Source organism: Bacillus marinisedimentorum (assembly GCF_001644195.2).
In the GTDB taxonomy this organism is placed as follows: Bacteria; Bacillota; Bacilli; order Bacillales; family Bacillaceae_O; genus Bacillus_BL; species Bacillus_BL marinisedimentorum.
Genome location: NZ_LWBL02000033.1, coordinates 40,720 through 59,867, shown reverse-complemented (window position 1 = coordinate 59,867; position 19,148 = coordinate 40,720). Strand labels below are relative to the sequence as shown.

17 protein-coding genes and 6 tRNA genes are annotated in these 19,148 nt (G+C 44.5%); 4 read left to right on the top strand and 19 right to left on the bottom strand.

Annotated elements, in window-relative coordinates; genetic code table 11:
• Positions 1-100: 100 nt before the first annotated feature.
• The 8 genes from A4U59_RS10250 to A4U59_RS10215 form a co-directional block, all read right to left on the bottom strand.
• Positions 101-173: transfer RNA gene (locus A4U59_RS10250), tRNA-Phe, on the bottom strand.
• An 87-nt stretch (positions 174-260) separates the two neighbouring features.
• Positions 261-353, bottom strand: a tRNA-Ser gene (locus A4U59_RS10245).
• Between the two features lie 7 nt (positions 354-360).
• A tRNA-Ile gene (locus tag A4U59_RS10240) sits at positions 361-437 on the bottom strand.
• Positions 438-586: 149 nt separating this feature from the next.
• Positions 587-662, bottom strand: a tRNA-His gene (locus A4U59_RS10235).
• A 25-nt stretch (positions 663-687) separates the two neighbouring features.
• A tRNA-Met gene (locus A4U59_RS10230) sits at positions 688-764 on the bottom strand.
• Positions 765-766: 2 nt separating this feature from the next.
• Positions 767-841 (bottom strand) — tRNA-Asn (locus A4U59_RS10225).
• 404 nt (positions 842-1,245) lie between these two features.
• Entirely contained in the window at positions 1,246-1,728 is a 483-nt protein-coding gene (locus A4U59_RS10220; protein WP_070120662.1) for a DUF456 domain-containing protein, read from the bottom strand.
• A 320-nt stretch (positions 1,729-2,048) separates the two neighbouring features.
• Positions 2,049-3,677 (bottom strand): Na/Pi cotransporter family protein, encoded by a 1,629-nt coding sequence (locus A4U59_RS10215; RefSeq protein ID WP_211274924.1) that lies wholly within the window; start codon positions 3,675-3,677, stop codon positions 2,049-2,051.
• Between the two features lie 219 nt (positions 3,678-3,896).
• Here A4U59_RS10215 and A4U59_RS10210 point away from each other — a divergent pair, with 219 nt between their 5' ends.
• Positions 3,897-4,682, top strand: coding sequence for a DUF1189 domain-containing protein (locus A4U59_RS10210; protein ID WP_070120660.1), 786 nt, complete (start codon positions 3,897-3,899; stop codon positions 4,680-4,682).
• A gap of 253 nt (positions 4,683-4,935) precedes the next feature.
• Here the strand turns inward: A4U59_RS10210 and A4U59_RS10205 are convergent, their stop codons facing one another.
• A complete protein-coding gene (locus tag A4U59_RS10205; protein WP_070120659.1) occupies positions 4,936-5,592 on the bottom strand; it encodes an NfeD family protein in 657 nt (218 codons plus the stop codon).
• 252 nt (positions 5,593-5,844) lie between these two features.
• Between A4U59_RS10205 and A4U59_RS10200 the strand changes: the two genes are divergently transcribed.
• Together A4U59_RS10200 and ispG are read left to right on the top strand one after the other, a co-directional pair.
• Entirely contained in the window at positions 5,845-6,171 is a 327-nt protein-coding gene (locus A4U59_RS10200) for a hypothetical protein (RefSeq protein WP_070120658.1), read from the top strand.
• A gap of 105 nt (positions 6,172-6,276) precedes the next feature.
• Positions 6,277-7,365, top strand: coding sequence for a flavodoxin-dependent (E)-4-hydroxy-3-methylbut-2-enyl-diphosphate synthase (gene ispG, locus A4U59_RS10195; protein WP_070120657.1), 1,089 nt, complete (start codon positions 6,277-6,279; stop codon positions 7,363-7,365).
• Between the two features lie 51 nt (positions 7,366-7,416).
• On the opposite strand, the gene A4U59_RS10190 is transcribed toward ispG, so the two are convergent.
• From A4U59_RS10190 to A4U59_RS10165, 6 genes are all read right to left on the bottom strand, one after another.
• A complete protein-coding gene (locus A4U59_RS10190) occupies positions 7,417-7,839 on the bottom strand; it encodes a DUF308 domain-containing protein (RefSeq protein ID WP_106406319.1) in 423 nt (140 codons plus the stop codon).
• Positions 7,840-7,995: 156 nt separating this feature from the next.
• A complete protein-coding gene (locus tag A4U59_RS10185) occupies positions 7,996-8,421 on the bottom strand; it encodes a Fur family transcriptional regulator (protein WP_070120655.1) in 426 nt (141 codons plus the stop codon).
• A 19-nt stretch (positions 8,422-8,440) separates the two neighbouring features.
• Positions 8,441-9,274, bottom strand: coding sequence for a metal ABC transporter permease (locus A4U59_RS10180; protein WP_070120654.1), 834 nt, complete (start codon positions 9,272-9,274; stop codon positions 8,441-8,443).
• A 14-nt stretch (positions 9,275-9,288) separates the two neighbouring features.
• The gene (locus A4U59_RS10175; protein ID WP_070120653.1) at positions 9,289-10,047 is read right to left on the bottom strand and encodes a metal ABC transporter ATP-binding protein; all 759 of its coding nucleotides are present in this window, start codon (positions 10,045-10,047) and stop codon (positions 9,289-9,291) included.
• Between the two features lie 259 nt (positions 10,048-10,306).
• A complete protein-coding gene (locus A4U59_RS10170; protein WP_245680533.1) occupies positions 10,307-11,011 on the bottom strand; it encodes a lytic transglycosylase domain-containing protein in 705 nt (234 codons plus the stop codon).
• A gap of 304 nt (positions 11,012-11,315) precedes the next feature.
• Positions 11,316-12,710: a two-component system sensor histidine kinase NtrB gene (locus tag A4U59_RS10165; protein ID WP_070120652.1), complete on the bottom strand. Its 1,395-nt coding sequence runs from the start codon at positions 12,708-12,710 to the stop codon at positions 11,316-11,318.
• A 182-nt stretch (positions 12,711-12,892) separates the two neighbouring features.
• Between A4U59_RS10165 and A4U59_RS10160 the strand changes: the two genes are divergently transcribed.
• Positions 12,893-13,150, top strand: a complete 258-nt coding sequence (locus A4U59_RS10160; RefSeq protein WP_070120651.1) for a DUF2624 domain-containing protein — start codon at positions 12,893-12,895, stop codon at positions 13,148-13,150.
• Between the two features lie 528 nt (positions 13,151-13,678).
• Here the strand turns inward: A4U59_RS10160 and A4U59_RS10155 are convergent.
• The 4 genes from A4U59_RS10155 to A4U59_RS10140 all read right to left on the bottom strand — a co-directional run bounded on the left by A4U59_RS10155 (position 13,679) and on the right by A4U59_RS10140 (position 18,943).
• Positions 13,679-14,575: a deoxyribonuclease IV gene (locus A4U59_RS10155; RefSeq protein WP_070120650.1), complete on the bottom strand. Its 897-nt coding sequence runs from the start codon at positions 14,573-14,575 to the stop codon at positions 13,679-13,681.
• Between the two features lie 348 nt (positions 14,576-14,923).
• On the bottom strand, positions 14,924-16,225 hold the full coding sequence (locus A4U59_RS10150; protein WP_070120649.1) for a DEAD/DEAH box helicase: 1,302 nt from the start codon (positions 16,223-16,225) through the stop codon (positions 14,924-14,926).
• Between the two features lie 31 nt (positions 16,226-16,256).
• Positions 16,257-17,177 carry a sugar ABC transporter substrate-binding protein gene (locus tag A4U59_RS10145; RefSeq protein ID WP_070120648.1) on the bottom strand — a complete coding sequence of 307 codons (921 nt, stop codon included), beginning with the start codon at positions 17,175-17,177 and terminating at the stop codon, positions 16,257-16,259.
• Complete coding sequence (locus tag A4U59_RS10140; RefSeq protein ID WP_070120647.1) at positions 17,174-18,943, bottom strand: sensor histidine kinase; 1,770 nt, start codon at positions 18,941-18,943, stop codon at positions 17,174-17,176. Before A4U59_RS10140 ends, A4U59_RS10145 begins: the two co-directional genes overlap by 4 nt.
• Between the last annotated feature and the right edge of the window lie 205 nt (positions 18,944-19,148).

The following is a 19,148-nucleotide window of genomic DNA, read 5'->3' as shown; positions in this document are numbered from 1 at the left end:
AGCTGGACGATTCCCTCCTGGCTTTTTATCCACAACGCTTACATTTTATAATTCCGTTACAATTAAAAAAGCACCTGCAATTTTGCAGGTGCTTTCCGGATGGCTCGAGACGGAATCGAACCGCCGACACGAGGATTTTCAGTCCTCTGCTCTACCGACTGAGCTATCGAGCCCTATTAAGTATGTAATTGTTTCCATGCAGGCTGGCTTTTTTTGCTGCCTGCCTCTTCCTTATTCATGTTCTTCATAAGTATATAAGATGGCGGAGGAAGAGGGATTCGAACCCCCGCGGGCCGCAAAGCCCCTGTCGGTTTTCAAGACCGATCCCTTCAGCCAGACTTGGGTATTCCTCCGCAATATTGGTGGACCCTGCAGGACTCGAACCTGCGACCGATCGGTTATGAGCCGATAGCTCTAACCAGCTGAGCTAAGGGTCCAATATAAAATAAAGTTGGCTTTCACAGTTATTTAGTTTTCAATAAACCTGCCTCTTCCTCTTCCAGATGATTCAAGGAGGCATATGCGTTGAGGCATCTCGCAGCGGACCCGGATTGAATAAAGGGGTCAAACTTTTAAAGGTATGTAATGGGGCGACTGATGGGAATCGAACCCACGAATGCCGGAGCCACAATCCGGTGCGTTAACCCCTTCGCCACAGCCGCCATAATGGAATTTCCTGAGGAAAGCTGGTAGCGGCGGAGGGGATCGAACCCCCGACCTCACGGGTATGAACCGTACGCTCTAGCCAGCTGAGCTACACCGCCATTGGCTCCACAGGCAGGATTCGAACCTGCGACAGCTCGGTTAACAGCCGAGGGCTCTACCACTGAGCTACTGTGGAATAATTGTCTATCTTCCTTAATGGTATTCAGTCAAGGCCTACTGCTTCTTCCTCTTCTAGTTATTCAAAGAAGGATATGCGTCGAAGCAACTCGCAGCTGATTCACAGATGTTGTTGCTCGTCACTGAGCTACTGTGGAATGTTTATCTATCTTCCTTAACGATATTCTGTCAAGACCTGCTGCTTCTTCCTCTTCTGGTTATTCAAAGAAGGAAATGCGTCAGCTGATTCACAGATGTGGTCTCTCGCCACTGAATTCATATGAAATAATATCTTTTAGCGACATTATCTAAAATAACATACATTCTCTTTCCACGTCAATATGTTATTTTATCCAAATAAAACGATTAATGAAAAGGACAACATTTAATATAGCATGTTTTAGTGTGCACTGCAATAGCCAGTTAGCGGACAATCCACAAAAAATATCCTATCATAAAAACCATCACTACTGCTTTCATTGCAGCGCCTGCTAAAAATGCAGCCAGCGCAGCCAATGCCACTTTAAACGCCATTTTGACGGAAGATTTGTTCAACAGCCACTCAGCGAGGAAAGCACCTGCAAGCGGTCCGATGATTATTCCGAACGGAGGCAGGAGAAACGGACCGATGATTAAACCGGCGATGCTTCCTCTTACGGCATATTTCGAACCCCCTGAACGCTCAACCCCTAACCAGTTAGCGATATAATCTGATAAAAACAGAAACAGCATCAAAATGCCTTCCACGATCCAAAATGAAATGGTAAATGGATCAAATGAAAAGAAAACACCATATAACACAAAACCGACGGCAAGAAACAATGCAACAGGTATAACCGGATACACCAGGCCGATGAAAGCAATCAGGAACGCTGTAATAATAATAATCCAGTACAATATGTCCATTTATAGACACTCCTTTTATCTATTGTTCAACGTTTTTCATGCCGCTGTCAAATTCCCACCGTGATTCCTTTTTTTCCTTGTGGACATGTTGAATAATGGCATTCAAAGAACTAATGCGCAAGGCGCCCGCTTAGCGGCGTACGCATAAGCGGGGGTACCCGCAGGAAGGTGATCTTTCCTTCCGCAGGGGATCACCGCTTATGACGATAGCCGCTGGCGCCTGGAGCTGGACGATTCCCTCCTGGCTTTTTATCCACAACATTTAAATTTAATAATTTCCTTAACAGAAAAAACAGGCAGGGAGCTCCCTGCCTGAACCATTACTCTTCTCCGATAACTGCCTCCGCAATATTGACGGAATGGTCGCCAATACGCTCAAGGTTGCTGATGATGTCGACAAAAACAATTCCGGCAGAAGCTGAGCAGCTCCCCTCATTCAAACGAAGAATATGCTGTTTGCGGAATGTTCTTTCCATTTTATCGATTTGATCTTCTTTCTTTACTACCTCACGTGCCGCTTCCACATCCATGTCACTCAGTGACTGGATCGACTGGCGCAGGGTGGAAATCGTAAGATTGAACATTTCATCAAGATCTTCCATTGCTTCATCAGTCATCTTCACTTTATTCGCAATTTGATATTCGACCAATTCAACTACATTTTCAACGTGGTCGCCGACCCGCTCGATGTCACGGACCGAATCCATCAAAACGGAATGGGCTTCCGATTCCTGGTCAGATAAGGAAGCGGAAGAAAGATCGACAAGATAATCGGTAATCTTCCGGTCGAGATTATTGATGGCTTCTTCAAGCTGTCTTGCCATATCAGCATGCTTAGTCTGTTTCGTTTTCAAGAACTGATTTGACTCTTCAAGACCCTTCGCCGAAAATTCTGCCATGCGGAGGACTTCCTCCTTTGCCTGGCCGAGCGCTAGCGAAGCAGACTGCTGGATGAAAATCGGATCCAAGTGTTTCGGTTTGTATTCTACGATCGAATCTTCGCCAGGTATCAACTTTGTGACAATAATTGCAAGCATGGCGATGAAAGGAAACTGAATAATTGTATTCGACGCGTTAAAAATTCCATGCGCAAAGGCAATGGTCATTTTCGGATTCAGATCAAGTGATGTCTGGACAAAAGAAATGACATTTGCATACAGCGGGAGAATAAGCAAAAAAACCGTCGTGCCGATCAAATTGAAGAGCACATGTGTCAAAGCTGCACGGCGGGCAGCTATGCTGGCTCCGATTGCAGCCAGAATCGCTGTAATTGTTGTACCGATATTATCACCGAACAAGACCGGCAGCGCCGCCCCAAGTTCAAGCGACCCCTGGTTGAAAAGCTCCTGCAATATTCCGATTGTCGCACTTGAACTCTGTACAATGACAGTAAAGAGAGTTCCAATCACGACACCGAGGAGCGGATTTTGGCTCATATCAAGTGTAAGCTGCTGAAATGCTTCAAGAGAGCGAAGCGGCTTCATGCCGTCACCCATCAATTCCAGGCCATAAAACAGGGCACCGAATCCAAAAATCCCCTGCCCAACGTATTGCACCTTATGATTTTTAAAGAAGAAAAGCAACATCGTACCGACTGCAATAATTGGGAGAGCATAATCTGAAATTTTAATACCGATGATGAATGCTGTTACAGTGGTACCTATATTCGCTCCCATAATGACACCAATCGCCTGCTTCAGGGTCATGAACCCGGCATTAACAAGTCCAACCGTCAATACGGTCGTACCCGAGCTGCTCTGAATCATTACTGTCACGATTATTCCCGCCAATACGCCCATCAGCGGATTCGTCGTGAATTTATCCAATACATCGCGCAGTTTGTCACCGGCAGATTTTTGGAGGCCATCCCCCATATACTTTATTCCAAATAGGAAAATCCCCAGACCGCCGACGAACTGAAAGATCATCAATTGAATGTCCAATTCCACCAAGATTCAACCCCTCGAGAATATTTTGTCGTTCGACAATTATCAACACACCTTCACTATTATCTTTTAATACCCATTTGTTTGTAAAGATATTTATCCAATTTCTTTTCAAAAAATTAATTTCCCTTTTCCGATTGTGATTTGGCACTTCCTATTGCCGCCGCAAAATGTTTTGGTACAATTAAAATTAGCAGCAGAGAGACAAAAGGATGTGGTTGAATGAACGTATTTAAGCAATTTTATATGAGTTTTGCATCACCAAAGACCATGGCATCATTCCGGTTCCAGGGCATTGGAAAGACGATTTTGTACGTTTTCGTCATGATGCTCATTTCTATGATCCCAGCCTTCATTTCAATGTCGGTTTCGATAAATGCCTGGCTGGATGAAACAACAGCACTCCTGTCAGAAGAAGTCCCGGCATTTAAGATTGAAAACGGTGAATTGACTTCAGAAGCTGACAAGCCGATCATAAGAAAGGAACAGGACTTCACGTTTGTCTTTGATTCGACCGGCGAACTTTCAAGTGCCGATCTAAATGAGTACGAAAATGCTCTGGCCTTGCTGAAGAACCAGGCTGTATACAAAATGGGAGCGGATATCCAGACCCTTCCTTACGAAGGGCTTAGCGGAATGGAAATGAGCAAGGAAAGGCTGCTTACATTTTTGCAGGACAGCGATGACCTTCTATATATTTTGCTGCCGATTCTGTTTTTAATCATGTATATCTTCCAGACCGGGTTTAAATTTATTGGTATCACTGTACTTGCTTTTATCGGAATGATGGCTGCCAAATCACTGGCAAGGAAACTGACGTTCAAGCATATATGGGTGATGTCGGCTTATGCAGTTACAATACCGACAATCTTTTTTGCCCTTGTCAATGCTCTCGGCATTTTCATACCATTTTCTTTCTTATTATATTGGGCAACGGCAATTGTTATCCTCTATCTGGTCATAAAGGAAGTACCGCTCCCCAAAGAAAAAAGGCCGGATGCACTTTAAACCGAAAATGCACCGTTAAACCAATGGGTACTGAAGGTGAAAATTGCAATTGGCGGTTAAAATGGAATCGAATCAGCAGCAAATCAACAAGTAATTTAACATAGTAAATAACATTAAAATTGCTCAGGGCTTCTGATGAACTGCCCTGAGCAATTGTCTATTTATTGGCGTAATAATATATTGCATTTTAAACCGGGGAGTTGATTTCCGCTGCTGAGCTCACTGCCCGCCCCGCGGCAAAGAAGACACCGTATCAGTCATTTAGTTCATCGCCGGCTTTCCTTTCTGCTGCGGTAACAACTATTTTTGTGCCGTCAACTGAAACAACCTCAATCTCCCTGCCTGCTTCAAGCCATTTCCCGTCGGTCACAGCGCTGTATGATTGTCCGTCGATTTCAATTGTTCCGACCGGGTGAAAAGGCGTTTTCGTTACTCCTTCTTTGCCAATAAGGCCCCGATATCCCTGGTTTATTGAATTATAACCCGTTTCACCTGTAAGCCTGTCTCTCAGCGTGACCTTTTGCCATAACTCGCGGTGCGGAAAAATTTTCAGAAATGCCAGTGAAGCTCCGGCTCCCAGCACAAGCCCTGAGCCGGCCATGAACCCGTACACCCAACCGGGCGCCGGCAATGCAACAGATCCAACCATTACTATCAAACCGATGACAGCCAGTGTTCCGTCGTTCACCAGCTTTCCGTCGATCACAATCAATACAAGCCCTACAATAAATGCTGCTGCTGTCCAGGCAGCTGTCACCTCGGATAAATGGTAAGAAAAATAAAAGACCATCAGGCCTGCACCGACAAGGCCGAATATCCCCTTTGCTTTCACGAGGAGCTCTCCAAATAAAAATAATGACGCCAGCAGCATGATGAAAAAACCTGCCGCCGGATTGGCCAGCCATTCCATATGACTTCCCCCTTCATAAAATGTCATCCTGTATATTATGATATACGATTTTTCGGATAAATAGTTTCATTTTGTCATGCTTATATGATGGACAAGCATATAGTGATAAAGAAAGGACGCCGACTGGCAAGTCTTTAGGGAAGACAATGACGCAGCTGTTCTTATTTATATTTTTAATTTTGGCTGGTGCGCCGGAAACTTCCTTGTTGACATTTTATACTTTCCTATATGGTAAAAAAGGGGCTGTTTAACTTGAAACGATTTCTGCTTGCGGGCTGTGCCTGTCTTGTTTTTTACATCATCTATTTTGATTTGACGACTGGAACGCTTCCGGCAAATACTGTTCCGGCAGTTCATACTGCTGCCGCTGGCAAATCCGGTGACGATCTGGATATCCAATATCAAAACCGCGTCGTCAAACCAGGTGACACCGTCCTTTCAGTCGTAGAAAAAATCCACGGCGGAACAAGTCCAGTGCCGATTGATGAAATTATTTCTGATTTTGAAGCATTGAACCCTAATGGAAACCTTGCTGCTCTCCACATCGGCAAAACGTACCGTTTTCCATTTTATGAATAGCTGTTTCCCTATTTAAACCTTGCAGCTTCTAAAAAATTAAAGTAGCCTTTATAATGGAGAAGTATTCACATAAATAATTGACTTTAAATAAGGAGCGATTCCTGCATGAACGAAATAACACATCGCACAAAAACCCGCCCGGTTAAAGTTGGGAACCTGACAATCGGCGGAAACAATGAAGTTGTCGTACAGAGTATGACGACGACCAAAACGCATGATGTGGAGGCAACAGTCGCTGAAATCCTCCGTCTGGAGGAAGCCGGCTGCCAGGTTGTACGGGTGGCCTGTCCCGATGAACGGGCTGCAGATGCCATTTCTGAAATCAAGAAAAGAATAAATATACCGCTTGTGGTAGATATACATTTCAATTATAAATTGGCGTTGAAGGCAATTGAAGGCGGAGCAGATAAAATCCGTATCAACCCCGGTAATATCGGCCGCCGCGAAAAGGTTGAAGCTGTTGTAAAAGCTGCAAAAGAACGCGGAGTTCCGATTCGGATCGGTGTCAATGCGGGATCTCTTGAAAAACGGATTCTTGAGAAATACGGATACCCTACTGCTGATGGCATGGTCGAAAGCGCCCTTCATCATATTAAAATCCTCGAGGACCTTGACTTCCATGATATAATCGTTTCTTTGAAGGCATCAGACGTGAATTTGGCCATCGAGGCTTATGAAAAAGCGTCCCGTGCTTTCGATTATCCGCTCCATCTCGGCATCACGGAATCAGGAACTTTATTTGCCGGCACAGTGAAAAGCGCTGCCGGACTCGGAGCCATTCTCAGCAAAGGTATCGGCAACACGGTACGCATCTCTCTGAGTGCCGACCCCGTTGAAGAAGTGAAGGTTGCCCGAGAATTGCTGAAGTCCTTCGGCCTGGCATCAAATGCTGCAACACTGATATCATGCCCTACCTGCGGAAGGATTGAAATCGACCTGATTAGCATTGCCAATGAAGTGGAAGAATACATTTCTACAATAAAGGCCCCGATAAAAGTCGCCGTTCTCGGGTGTGCCGTCAATGGGCCTGGTGAAGCACGTGAAGCGGATATCGGCATTGCCGGTGCGCGCGGAGAGGGACTCCTCTTCCGCCATGGGGAAATTATCCGGAAAGTGCCTGAAGAAACAATGGTCGAGGAACTGAAAAAAGAAGTGGACAAAATCGCTGAAGAATATTTTTTACAGCAGAAATAAACGAAGCCTGGCGCCAAGCGCCAGGCATTTTTAATGCATTATGCTGTTTTGTTAAAAGAATGGAGCGAAAAACAGGCTGATCGCCAATGAAGCAATACCGATGCCGATCGCCCATGATCCAAGTGCGGCTGCTCCTCTGCGGCGGGCGACAAATCCGACAATGATGCCGGCTGCCCCCATCAACACTGGAAATACGAACAGTGAAATGATGGATAGGGCCAGTGCCGCATAGCCCACTCCTCGTCCTTCATTGGCAGCCTCATTGTTGCCTTCGAGACCACCCTCACCGTTTCGGCGGGTTTCCTCAGCTTCGTTCCTTTGCCTGAAAGCTCCCGTACCTGCTGTATCCGCAACCGGGACAGCCACCTCTCCGGCTGTTTCTTCGGAGTAATCATCTGATGCAAGCCTTTCACTGACTTCTCCTTGCCCGCCATAATAAAGGGCATCTCCTTGTTCTTCCATACGTCCTGGCATACTTATCCCTCGCTTTCTGTTGTGAGGAGCATTTATAGTATGAGCAATCCAGAAGCGATTATGGGTGTTAATGTTTGCTTATTAAAGCTCATGAAAGCCTGCCGCCCCATTCGCTGAATTTAACAAGCTGCCCGAATCGGACAGCTCTGCTTAGTGTTAGCTGGTATGTGAATCAGCAGCACATTCCGGACACCTTCCATAAATTTCGAATTTATGGCCGGTAACATCATATCCATTCAAACCCGGAATTTCTCTCATCGGGCACAAATCGACCCGTTCCGTCTTGCCGCAATCCGTACAAATGAAGTGATGGTGATGCTCGCTTGTTGAGCAGCGGAACCGGAAATGCTTCTCACCTTCAAGCTCAGTCATTTCGAAAATACCGAGATCGGCAAAAAGCGAAAGATTGCGGTAAATTGTATCAAAGCTCAATCCAGGATAATCATCCTTCAAATATGCTAGCACGTCTTTTGCTGTCATATATCGGGTAGTTGAAAAGAAAAGCTCCAGAATATCCTTGCGCTTATCTGTGTATTTGTAACCCTGTTCCTTGAGCAAATCCAATGCGCCTTTCACATTCATATTAATTCACCTCAACATCTCAGCCTTGCCGGCTTTTTTTCCAGAAAATCGCACCAATAAGAATAAAAATTGCAATGATGACGATTGTGCCGCCCGGTGCAAGATCCAAATGATAGGCAGCGAACAGCCCCCCCAGAACCGATACCTCTCCAAATATAACTGACAAAAAAATCGTTTGCTTGAACCCTCTCGCTATTCTGATACTAGCGGCCGTCGGCAATGTCATCAGTGAAGAAACAAGCAGGATTCCGACTATCCGCATCGAAGCCGCAATGATCAAAGCCGCCATCAAGATAAAGGCAAAGTGGATCCATTTTGCTTTGACGCCTGATGCGACTGCATGTTCCTCATCGAATGAAAGGAAAAACAATTCTTTATAAAAAAGACCGATAATGATCGCCACGGCTACCGTTATCACAAGAATAGTCCAGAGATCCATTCGGCTGACAGCTGTAACACTTCCGAATAGGTATCCGAACAAGTCCGCATTGAAACCGTCTGCGAGTGAAATGAAAATGACGCTTAAGCCGACACCGCCGGATAAAATGATCGGCACAGCAAGCTCCTGGTAATGCTTATATACATCTCTCAGGCGTTCCATGAAAAGCGAGCCGATGACAGAAAAAACCATCCCCATGTAAAGAGGATTTAAAAAGGCGAATCCCGCTGTTTGTTTCTGAATAAGCATGCCAAACGCAATGCCACCGAGGGTGATATGGGAAAGGGCGTCTGCGATGAGCGACAATCTCCTGACGACGATAAATACACCCATAAGCGGGGCAAGCAGGCCGATCATCATCCCAGTGAAAAAGGCATTCTGCAGAAACTCATATTGAAATAAACTGGAAATCATAACGTGTCCCACCTTCAATGTTCATGTGTCAGGGTTTGAAGCTGATGTCCATAAAAGCTTGAAAGTTCATCATCTTTCAACTCATCAAATTCACAGGCATCCCCATGGAAAAACATTTTTTTATTCAGACAGGCAATGTGTGTCGCCTGCTCTGTAATCGTTCCGATATCATGTGTGACAAGCAAAATTGTAATCCCGTCCTCATGAAGTTTTTTCAGCAGCCCGTAAAAGCTTTTCACATTTTTCGCATCGACACCGACTGTCGGTTCATCGAGAATTAACAGTTCCGGCTCACTTACTAGCGCTCTTGCAATAAAAACGCGCTGCTGCTGCCCTCCGGACAGCTCACCAATATTCCGGCCTGCATATTTTTCCATCCCTACCGTTTCAAGGGCCTGTCTGATTTTTTCTTTATCCTGTTTTCGATAAAAGCGGAAAAAGCCCATTTTCGATACGAGGCCCATTCCGACAACTTCCGAAACAGTTGCCGGAAAACCGGTATTAAAGCTGTTCGCTTTTTGGGATACGTATCCAATTTTAAAACGCTGCTGAAAAGATTGCGCCGGAATTCCAAACAAATTTATTTTCCCTTCCTGGACTTTCAAAAGGCCCAGGAGCAGTCTGATCAGCGTTGATTTACCGGAACCATTGGGACCTACCAGCCCAATAAACGCCCCTTTCGGAATGCAAAGATCTATATTCTCAAGAACATTCTCCCGTTCATATCTGTATGTCAAATCCTTAATGTCAACAAGGCAATCCAAATTATTCATTAGATATTCCCCTTTTATATTCCATTCTTGCCAGGCGGCCGGACATATATCGGCTAATGGATGTTTTTAGGAATCATTTCGATTTAGCTATGGATGTAGTATACCTAATTGTCCCTTTTTTGTAAATCCTCATGCCTTCGAATTCAGGAGCATGCGCATTCACACCAGTGTGCCCCTCCTTTTTCTTCACTATACAATTCCTCGCAAATATTAAAAAGACACCTTCTCTAAAAAGATAAAGGTGTCTCTGTCCCAGTATTCATCGTGCTGACGCGACAAAATCATGTTCTTCGGCACTTTCCTGAATTTCTTCGGCATACCAGCTTCTGGCGTGCCCATTTTCCTCAATATACTTTTCCATACCATATATACCGCGGTGGTAAGCAGTCAGTGCCTTGTCCCAATCCTTGAATCTCTTCTGCAGGAAATCAAGGTAAACGATTGACAGCTGGATGGAATAATAAGGATCAAACAACAACTCATCTTCGTAAGGCATTCCAGCCATTTCCGCAATCCACGGAGCTGTATTCTTCATGAATTGAGCCATTCCGTATGCATGTCCATATTCTGTCTCTGGTCCTTTTAATGTCGGTTCGAATTTCCCGCCTGACTCCACCTTCAACAACTCAAATACAAGATATGGGTCAATATCGCGGCGAAGTGCCTCATTCGCCATGAAGACACCCCAGTCTTTCTTGAACTTTCCGTCGCTTTTTTTCACAAGGTCATTGGCTATTTCATTTCCGCTTTTCCAGGTTAGATACCCGTTAACCAGTTTGTTCTTATTTTTACCTGTCTCTTTATCAAACGAGTCGAACATCTGTTTTCCCGCGAGTTCTTCATTTGCGGCCTGCAGGCTGTACACTTCCTTTTTCACCTCATGCAACTTAAATTCATAAAAGCCTATGAGCGCTATTACCACAATTACAAGTACAGCGGCATATCGGTTAAGCAGTTTACCCACTTTGTATTCACTCCTTTTGTCACATGACGTTTATCTTACGTGACAAAAGGAGTGGATGCAAGGGAACCGGTTCAGTGTATACACCACTAACAATCGGATATCATTAATTAGCTCACAAAAAGGCGGCGAGTCCTGATATTCTCGCCGCCAAACTTCCTCTTGCTGTAAAATGCTGGGCTATGGTTCTTTTTTCCTGTTTCTAATTTCCTAAATGACCAATTTGTGGATTATGTACTTACTTTTTTGCCCTCAATCGCCTGGCAATGTAAGCAGAGAATCATTCCACATAAATAATCTTTATCCGTCAGACAAACGGCAGAGTGAATGTCGTTCGTGTTCCCCGATCCGGTTCACTTTCAACTGAAAAGGTACCGCCATGATTCTCAATAATATTTTTGCTCAGAGGAATTCCGACGCCATTTCCGTTCTCTTTAGTGGTGAAAAACGGTTTACCCAGCTGCTCAAGAACCTCTGCAGGAATTCCTGGCCCATGGTCACACACATTCACAACATATTCACTGTCGGACACATATGTCTGAAGGATAAACTTCCGGTCTTTTTTAATGCCTTCGTAGGCTTCAATGCTGTTCCGGAGCAGATTTAGAAGAATCTGCTTGATCATCCCTTCATTAACTTCCACTTCCCGCTCCGTTTCCTCAATTTGATATTCAAAAGTTATATCATGCAAGAGACATTCTGATCTGATGATGTAAATCAAAGAGTGGAAAATGTCGGCCGGAATTTGCTTTCTCTTGGTTATTTTCTTTCTGGAAACAGATAAAAAGTCCTCAATGATTTCATTCATTCTCGTCACTTCTGAAAGGATGGTATGATAGTATTTCTTCCAGTCATTTGTAAGGAAAGAAAGCTGCAAAAACCCTCTGATGACGGAAAGTGGATTCCGGAGTTCATGGGCCACTCCGGCGGCCAGCTGTGAAACAGATTCCATCTGCTGTTTATATAACATCAGCTTTTCGAATCGCTGCTGATATGAACGGTCATGTATGCACATGAAAAGCGAGTCGCTGTCCGGAATATAGACCCCCTGGATATGATAAAGCGATTCATCTTCATAATAATAGCGTTCGATCGTCTTCCCGCTGCTGCGTAAATCCTGAACGAATTTCTTCAGTTCTCCCTTTAAAGGAATATCCGTTTCAAGTTCAGAAATGGTCCTGCCTTCAAAAACAGGTCCGCATGCCAGGCCAAACAGTTTACTGAAGGCTTCATTACAAAAAATCAGTTCATTGTTCCTGTTCAGCATAACAATCGAAAGATCAAGCTTTTGACTCAAAAACTCCCTTATGACCAAATCTTTGTCCGACAATTTAAGCAATTGATGGAGCGGAACCTGGTTTTCCGCCAGAACCCGAACATCCGGCATACCAGCCAGATACAGAAATTCACCTGACCGCTTTCCATTATATAAAGTTAATACATTGCCTTCTTCCATGGAATGATACAGAGAAAAACGCCGGGCAAACCCGTTATCTGAAATTTCTTTCAAAAATTGAAAAACTGTATCACGATGTGATGGATGAAAATAGTCGTAAAAACGCTCTTTTTTGTCACCCAGAACCCGGGCAGCGTTCTCATTCATTTCCAATACTTCACCATTGAGGCCAAGGACAAAACGCATTTCTGTCGTAATGTCGCAGTCTTTTTCACTCCCCGGCAGCCTTGCTGACTGTGAACCCAAAATAAGACCTCCCTTCGACCAAACCACACAAAATTACAGATACTATCCTTATTATACATAATTTTCCGCTTTGCCGATAGAGACAGTGTCCCGATTTTCAATTGCTTTTCAAATCTGTCACGTGATCAGCCTTTATTTCATACTGTATGAAAGGAAATTGACTAAATTCGAGGAGGCTTGTGATGAATCTGTTTCAAAGTGTGGTCAATCAGAAATTGAATACTCTTGACGCTGAGGAACTTTTGAAATATGCGGCCCTTTACAAGCTGAACATCTCCAAAAAAGAAGCACAGCAAATCGCTGCGATGATGAATGGAAAGAACATCAACATCTTCAATGACAGCGAAAGGAAAAAGCTGCTCCAAAAAATTGCCCGGCAAGTAAATCCCGAGCTGGCAAAGGAACTGCATCACTTGTTCAAGCAATTTATGAAGCTTTAGGCAAAAGGAAAGGATAAAATCGCAATGACACGAAAAAAGTGAAAACCAATTAAAAGTGCATATTAAATGGGAACAAGGTGAAACACAATATAATTAGGGGGCTCGACTCCTGCGGGAGCAGCGGGACAGCTGAGACCCCGCAGGAGCGCTGCGCTGCCTCCCCTTCACTTGAAGAACACCCCTGATTCTCACGTGGCAACATCTATTATCACGATTCTAAGCTATTTAAAAATAGACATAATCAAGAACAAAAGTGCAAGGCGCCCGGTTAGCGGCGTGCGCATAAGCGGGGGTACCCGCAGGAAGGTGATCTTTCCTTCCGAAGGGGATCACCACTTATGACGATAGCCGCTGGCGCCTGGAGCTGGATGACTCTCTTCTCGCTTTTTATCCACAACGCAATATTCTATAACTTCCTTAACAATGAAAAAAGCATACCAATTCCATACAAATTGATATGCTGATTCATCTGCTATTTATGCTGTTTCTCCTCGTAAACGCAACTGCTTATAAAATCGACTTCCCATTTTATTTTCCAGACATTATTTTGTTTTGCAGCTCTTCATCAAAAAGCTTGTCTTTGATCATGGCAATTTCATGTTTGTAAGGCGCCTTTTTATCTTTCTTTTCAACACCGACATACGGGGTCTCCAAAATTTTCGGGATATCGGCAAGTTCCGGATGATGCACAATATTGCTGAGAGCCTCAAAACCGATATGGCCAAAACCGATGTTTTCGTGCCGATCCTTTCCGGCACCGCGCTCATTTTTACTGTCATTGATATGGAGAACCTTTAAACGGTCAAGACCGATAGTATCGTCAAATTCCTTCAGGACCGAATCAAAGCCGTTCACGATGTCATACCCAGCATCATGTGTATGGCAAGTGTCAAAGCAAACAGAAAGCCGGTCATTATTTTCAACGCCGTCAATGATTTTTGCGAGCTCGTCAAATGACCTTCCGATTTCAGAACCTTTACCGGCCATCGTTTCGAGGGCAATTTGCACGTCGCTGTTATCGCTTGACAATACCTCATTCAACCCTTCAATTATTTTCTTGATGCCCGCGTCCGGCCCTGCACCTACATGGGCACCCGGGTGAAGGACAATCTGCTTTGCTCCGATAGCCTGGGTCCGTTCGATTTCTGAACGGAGGAAATCTACACCAAGTTGAAATGTTGCCGGCTTGGCGGTATTTCCGATGTTGATGATATACGGGGCATGGACAATAATTTCATCTATTCCATTGTCGCTCATATGCTTGCGGCCGGTTTCAATATTAAGTTCCTCAATCGCTTTGCGTCTTGTATTTTGAGGTGCTCCTGTGTAAATCATGAACGTAGTGGCACCGTAGGAAACTGCCTCCTCGCTGGAACCAAGCAGCATTTTTTTACCGCTCATTGAAACATGTGAACCTAATTTCATTTTTCTTACACTCCAATCTGGTCGCTATTGCTCATTCTCTCCCCCGTTATTTTACCATATTGTTATTAAACAGTTTACAGATTTGCAGGGATGCGGCCCTTTAAGTTATATCCCGGTTCCGCCGTTTCCGTTTTAAACTGCTTGATTACCGACAGCTTATGAAACAGATTTATTCTGCAAAAGGGTTAACGTACTAAACACTGCATGTAAAACGGCCAGGAGCTTCTGAAGGCTCTGACCGTTTCCATGTGTTGTACATATTATTTGAATAGGGGATTTAATACCGTTTCGTTTGCTGGATGAGACTCAAAAGCTCACCAGTTAGGGTTATTTTTCAAGTTTCCCCCTTTATTTATTACGTTTGCGCCGTTCCCGCTTCTTCATCGTTTCAATCTGCTGTTTCATTTTTTTCTTGTAGCCCGGTTTCACTTTTTTCGGCTTTTTCACTTTATTGCGGACCGTCTCGTCGATGTGGTCAGGCTGCCGTTTTCTCGCCTTTCTTTTATTGCGCGGTCCGATATCTTCGAGTTCGCCATTTTTCAAATCCACATTATGGAAGGAGATGTTTCGCTTTTCGAGCTTTTCGAGGCTTTCTTCATCCTTTTCCGTATAAAGGGTGTATGCGGTCCCTGATAATCCTGCCCTGGCTGTCCGGCCGACCCTGTGGATATAAAAATCAAGATCCTCTGGAAGCTCAAGGTTGATCACATGGCTGACACCCTGGATATCAATGCCCCTCGATGCCAGATCGGTGGCAACGACATACTGGTAACGGGCGTCTTTCAGGTCCTTCAGCATTTTTGTCCGTTCCCTCGGTGAGAGTCCGCCATGCATGCGCCCTGCTTCAATGCCTTTTGATAACAGATGATCAGCGGCTTCATCGGCTGATTTTTTTGTATTGGCAAAAATCATCACCAAAAACGGATTGAATGTTTCCGTCAGCTGAACGAGAAGTTCCAGACGATCCCTGTGTCTGAGCGGAATGGCATAATGCTCAATATTGGCTGCGGCAGCCTGCTTTGGCGCAACATGCGTAAAACGCGGATTTTCCATATATTTCTTGAGGAAAGGCTTCAATTTTTCAGGAATCGTGGCTGAAAATACAAGAAATTGTAAATTCTCCGGCATACGGGATGCGATCTGATCGACTTCATCAATGAAACCAAGATCGAACATCAAATCTGCTTCATCAATAACAAGTACGCCCGCTGTATTGAGGCGAAGGGCATTTTCCTTCATTAAATCAAGGATTCGCCCCGGCGTCCCGACGATGATATGCGGCTGGCTTTTCAGCTTTTCAATCGTCCGGAGCCTGTCCGTTCCGCCGACAATCAGCTTAGAGTGAATTTCAGGCTGGTGCTTTGTGATCTTTTGCAGCTCATCATAAATTTGCCTGGCCAGCTCCCTTGTCGGAGCGGTGATGACCGCCTGGACTTCATTGCGGCCAGTATCGATTCCGTTTAGCACAGGCAGCAAATAAGCGTGCGTTTTCCCTGTCCCGGTCTGGGATTGGCCGATTGCACTTTCGCCGTTCAAAATGGAAGGAATGATCCGTTCCTGGATTTCCGTAGGTTTGTAAAATCCCAATGTTTCAACTGCATCAATGAGAAATGGTTGTAAATTGAAGCGGGTAAATTTCGTTTCTTTCATAATAAAACTCCTCATCACTTGATTTACCTTTTCACTTGTATAAAGAGGCTTTGATATTAAGCTGTTCAGGTACCTCTTTGCCGTTCCGGTGGTCTTCGAATGCATTGAGCGCTGCTGTCATAATTTTATTGGCCTGCTGTACGAGCGTGGCATCCACCTTTCCAGTCGTTTTGATCAATTTCAGAATATCGGGGTTGCCGTCTACGCCAACCATGATTGTTCTGTATCCGGGTTTCATTTCCTCAAAAGCCGAATACACTCCTTTAAGGATATCATCATTGTGTGCAAATATAGCATCAATTTCCGTTTGCTCTTCTATAATTTTCAAAGCCGCATTTCTTGATACAATCGGATCGTAATCTCCATACACTTCAGCAGATATATTTATGCCGGGATAGCGGGAAAGGACTTTGTGAAATCCCTGTGACCTCTCAATTGTTGCTGAAACATCGGGCAGGCCTTTTACTTCGGCAACATTTCCCGCCGGTTTTCCGAAACGCCGCGTAAGCCTGTCCACGATATAATGGGCTGCCTGTTCACCGATATCTTCATTATCTGATGTGATTGTGGAAGTCAGCTTTCCGCCATTGATTTTGCGGTCAATAGCGAAAACAGGGATTCCTGCTTCGTTTGCCCGCTTTACTGCCGATACGATAAAATCCCCATCAAGAGCAGTTATAAATATTGCATCAACTTTCTGTTCAATTAAAAAATCGATATTCTTCTGCTCCTGGAGGCGGTCATTTTTCCCACTGACAATAAGCGGTACAAAGCCTCTTTTTACAGCTTCGTCTTCAAATTCTTCAGCAAGGCGTTCCGCATACGGATGCTTGAGACTGACAACGTGATACCCGATTTTCACTTCACGTTCTCTCGCTTCTTTCAAAAATCCTATGGAGGCAAGGGCTGCTATTATAAAAACAACAAGGATGATTGCATAGGCCTTTCTCATTTCTTGCCACCGGCCATTACAGGAAGTGATAGTGTGACAACCGTCCCTTTACCAGCCATACTGTCAATATGCAGGCTTCCGTCATGTTCCTGGATGATTTCCTTTGTCATGAAAAGCCCGAGTCCTGTGCCGGTCTTTTTTGTCGTGAAAAACGGCTTTGCGACATTATTCAGTTCCTCTTTACTCATTCCCTTCCCGGTATCCTTCACGGTTATGACGCAATTTTCATCCCCTGCGGCTGCCTTAAGTTCAAGTTTGCCCGTCTCTTGCCCCTCCATCGCTTCAATTGCATTATTGCAAAGATTGTAGAGGACCTGGATCAGAGCATCTTTGTTTCCCCATACAGGAGGCAGTCCTTCAGGGATCTGATAAGAATATAAAATATTCTTTTTGTAAAGGTTTGCTTCTACAAGAAGGTTCACCTGTTCGAACAGTTCATTCAAGTTGACCGGCAGCATTTTCTGTTTTTCATTGCCCGGCCTTGAGAATTCCAGCAGCGAATTGACCAGCATGTTGGCACGGTCAAGTTCGTCAATCGCAAGATCCACGTACTGGATTTTGTCCTTTGAAACATCCGTCCGGATGAGCTGTAAAAAGCCGCGGATCGGTGTAAGGGGGTTCCGTATTTCGTGAACAATCCCCGCAGAAAGCCGGCCGACTGTCGCAAGCTTTTCATTTTGAAGAAGAACCTTTTGCTGTGCGAACCGTTTTTGCTGTTCTTCATGCATGTCATGTGAAAAAGTGTTATATACATCCACAAGCGTTTCAAGTTCAGTATTGCCTTTTACGCTGACTTGATGCGGAAGAGGTTTTCCTTTCGAATGCTTGATTTGTGAAATGAGGTCCAAAATCGGACGCTGCATCCGCGCCGCTATTAAAGCTGCAAATAATATGCTGAAAAACAAAATCAATAAAAGCACAAGAAAGTTATACCGCCTTACTTCTTCCACCGGTTCATAAATATACTTGTTCGGTGTCTGAATGACCATGCTCCAATCCAAGTCATCGAGCGGGTAATAGGAATAAAGATTGGTCCCGTCATCAAAATGGCTGGCAAGTCCCGATTGGACGTCATTCTTTTCCTCAAGGATCCGGTAAACCTCTTCATTCACCCGGTAATCTTGTATAACCGGGCTGTTTGTGCCGAGCACTTTCCCGTTCTTATCAAGCAAATATATCATTGTATCCTTTTCAAGCGGCTTCAGCGACCGTTGAAAAATAGCGTTATGATCCAGTGAGACAGCTCCGCCAAGCACGCCCGTGATGACCCCATTATCATGGACAGGGCCAGCAACCAGGATATAGTCCTGATTCCCGGCCTCATAACGTCCGCTGAACGAATATTCGCCGTTATAAGCCTTTTTAATTGCATCAAGATCAGGGATATTCCCCTCAATCCGGTTATCACTTCCGGACAGCCAATCAATTTTTCCGTTAAATTTATTTATAAAAAAAAGTGAAGTGAATCCTTCGGAGGTATCGAGATATTCCTTGCCATCCTGCATATAATGGCTGCGGAAATCCGGATAACTCCTTTCCAGATCGGCCAGTTTGTCGATCAATCCGTACAGCTGGGGCTCCAAAACGAAATAGCTCGCTTCCGCCCCCTCCTCATGCTTGGAAAGCTGAACTTCTTTCATTTTATCCGACATATTGATGTCCAGCAGGACCACAATGATGATGCTGGATATCAATACAAGCGTGACAAGCGCTGCAGATATTTGAAAAAAATAGGTTCTGGACCAGGTTTTTATACGGTTCAACATGTATCATTACTCCATAATTGAAATTTAGCCATCAATGTATTATAACGAAAATCGACATTTTTTTCACTCCTTCACAAGGATTTCATATGATTTTACGATTTACAGTCTTTTTGTAATCCTGCTTTTTGTCCTTTATAATAGATATTGCATACTTGCGTTCGAAAGAGAGAAACCGGCTGTAAGTCCGGAAGCTGCACTAGATGGA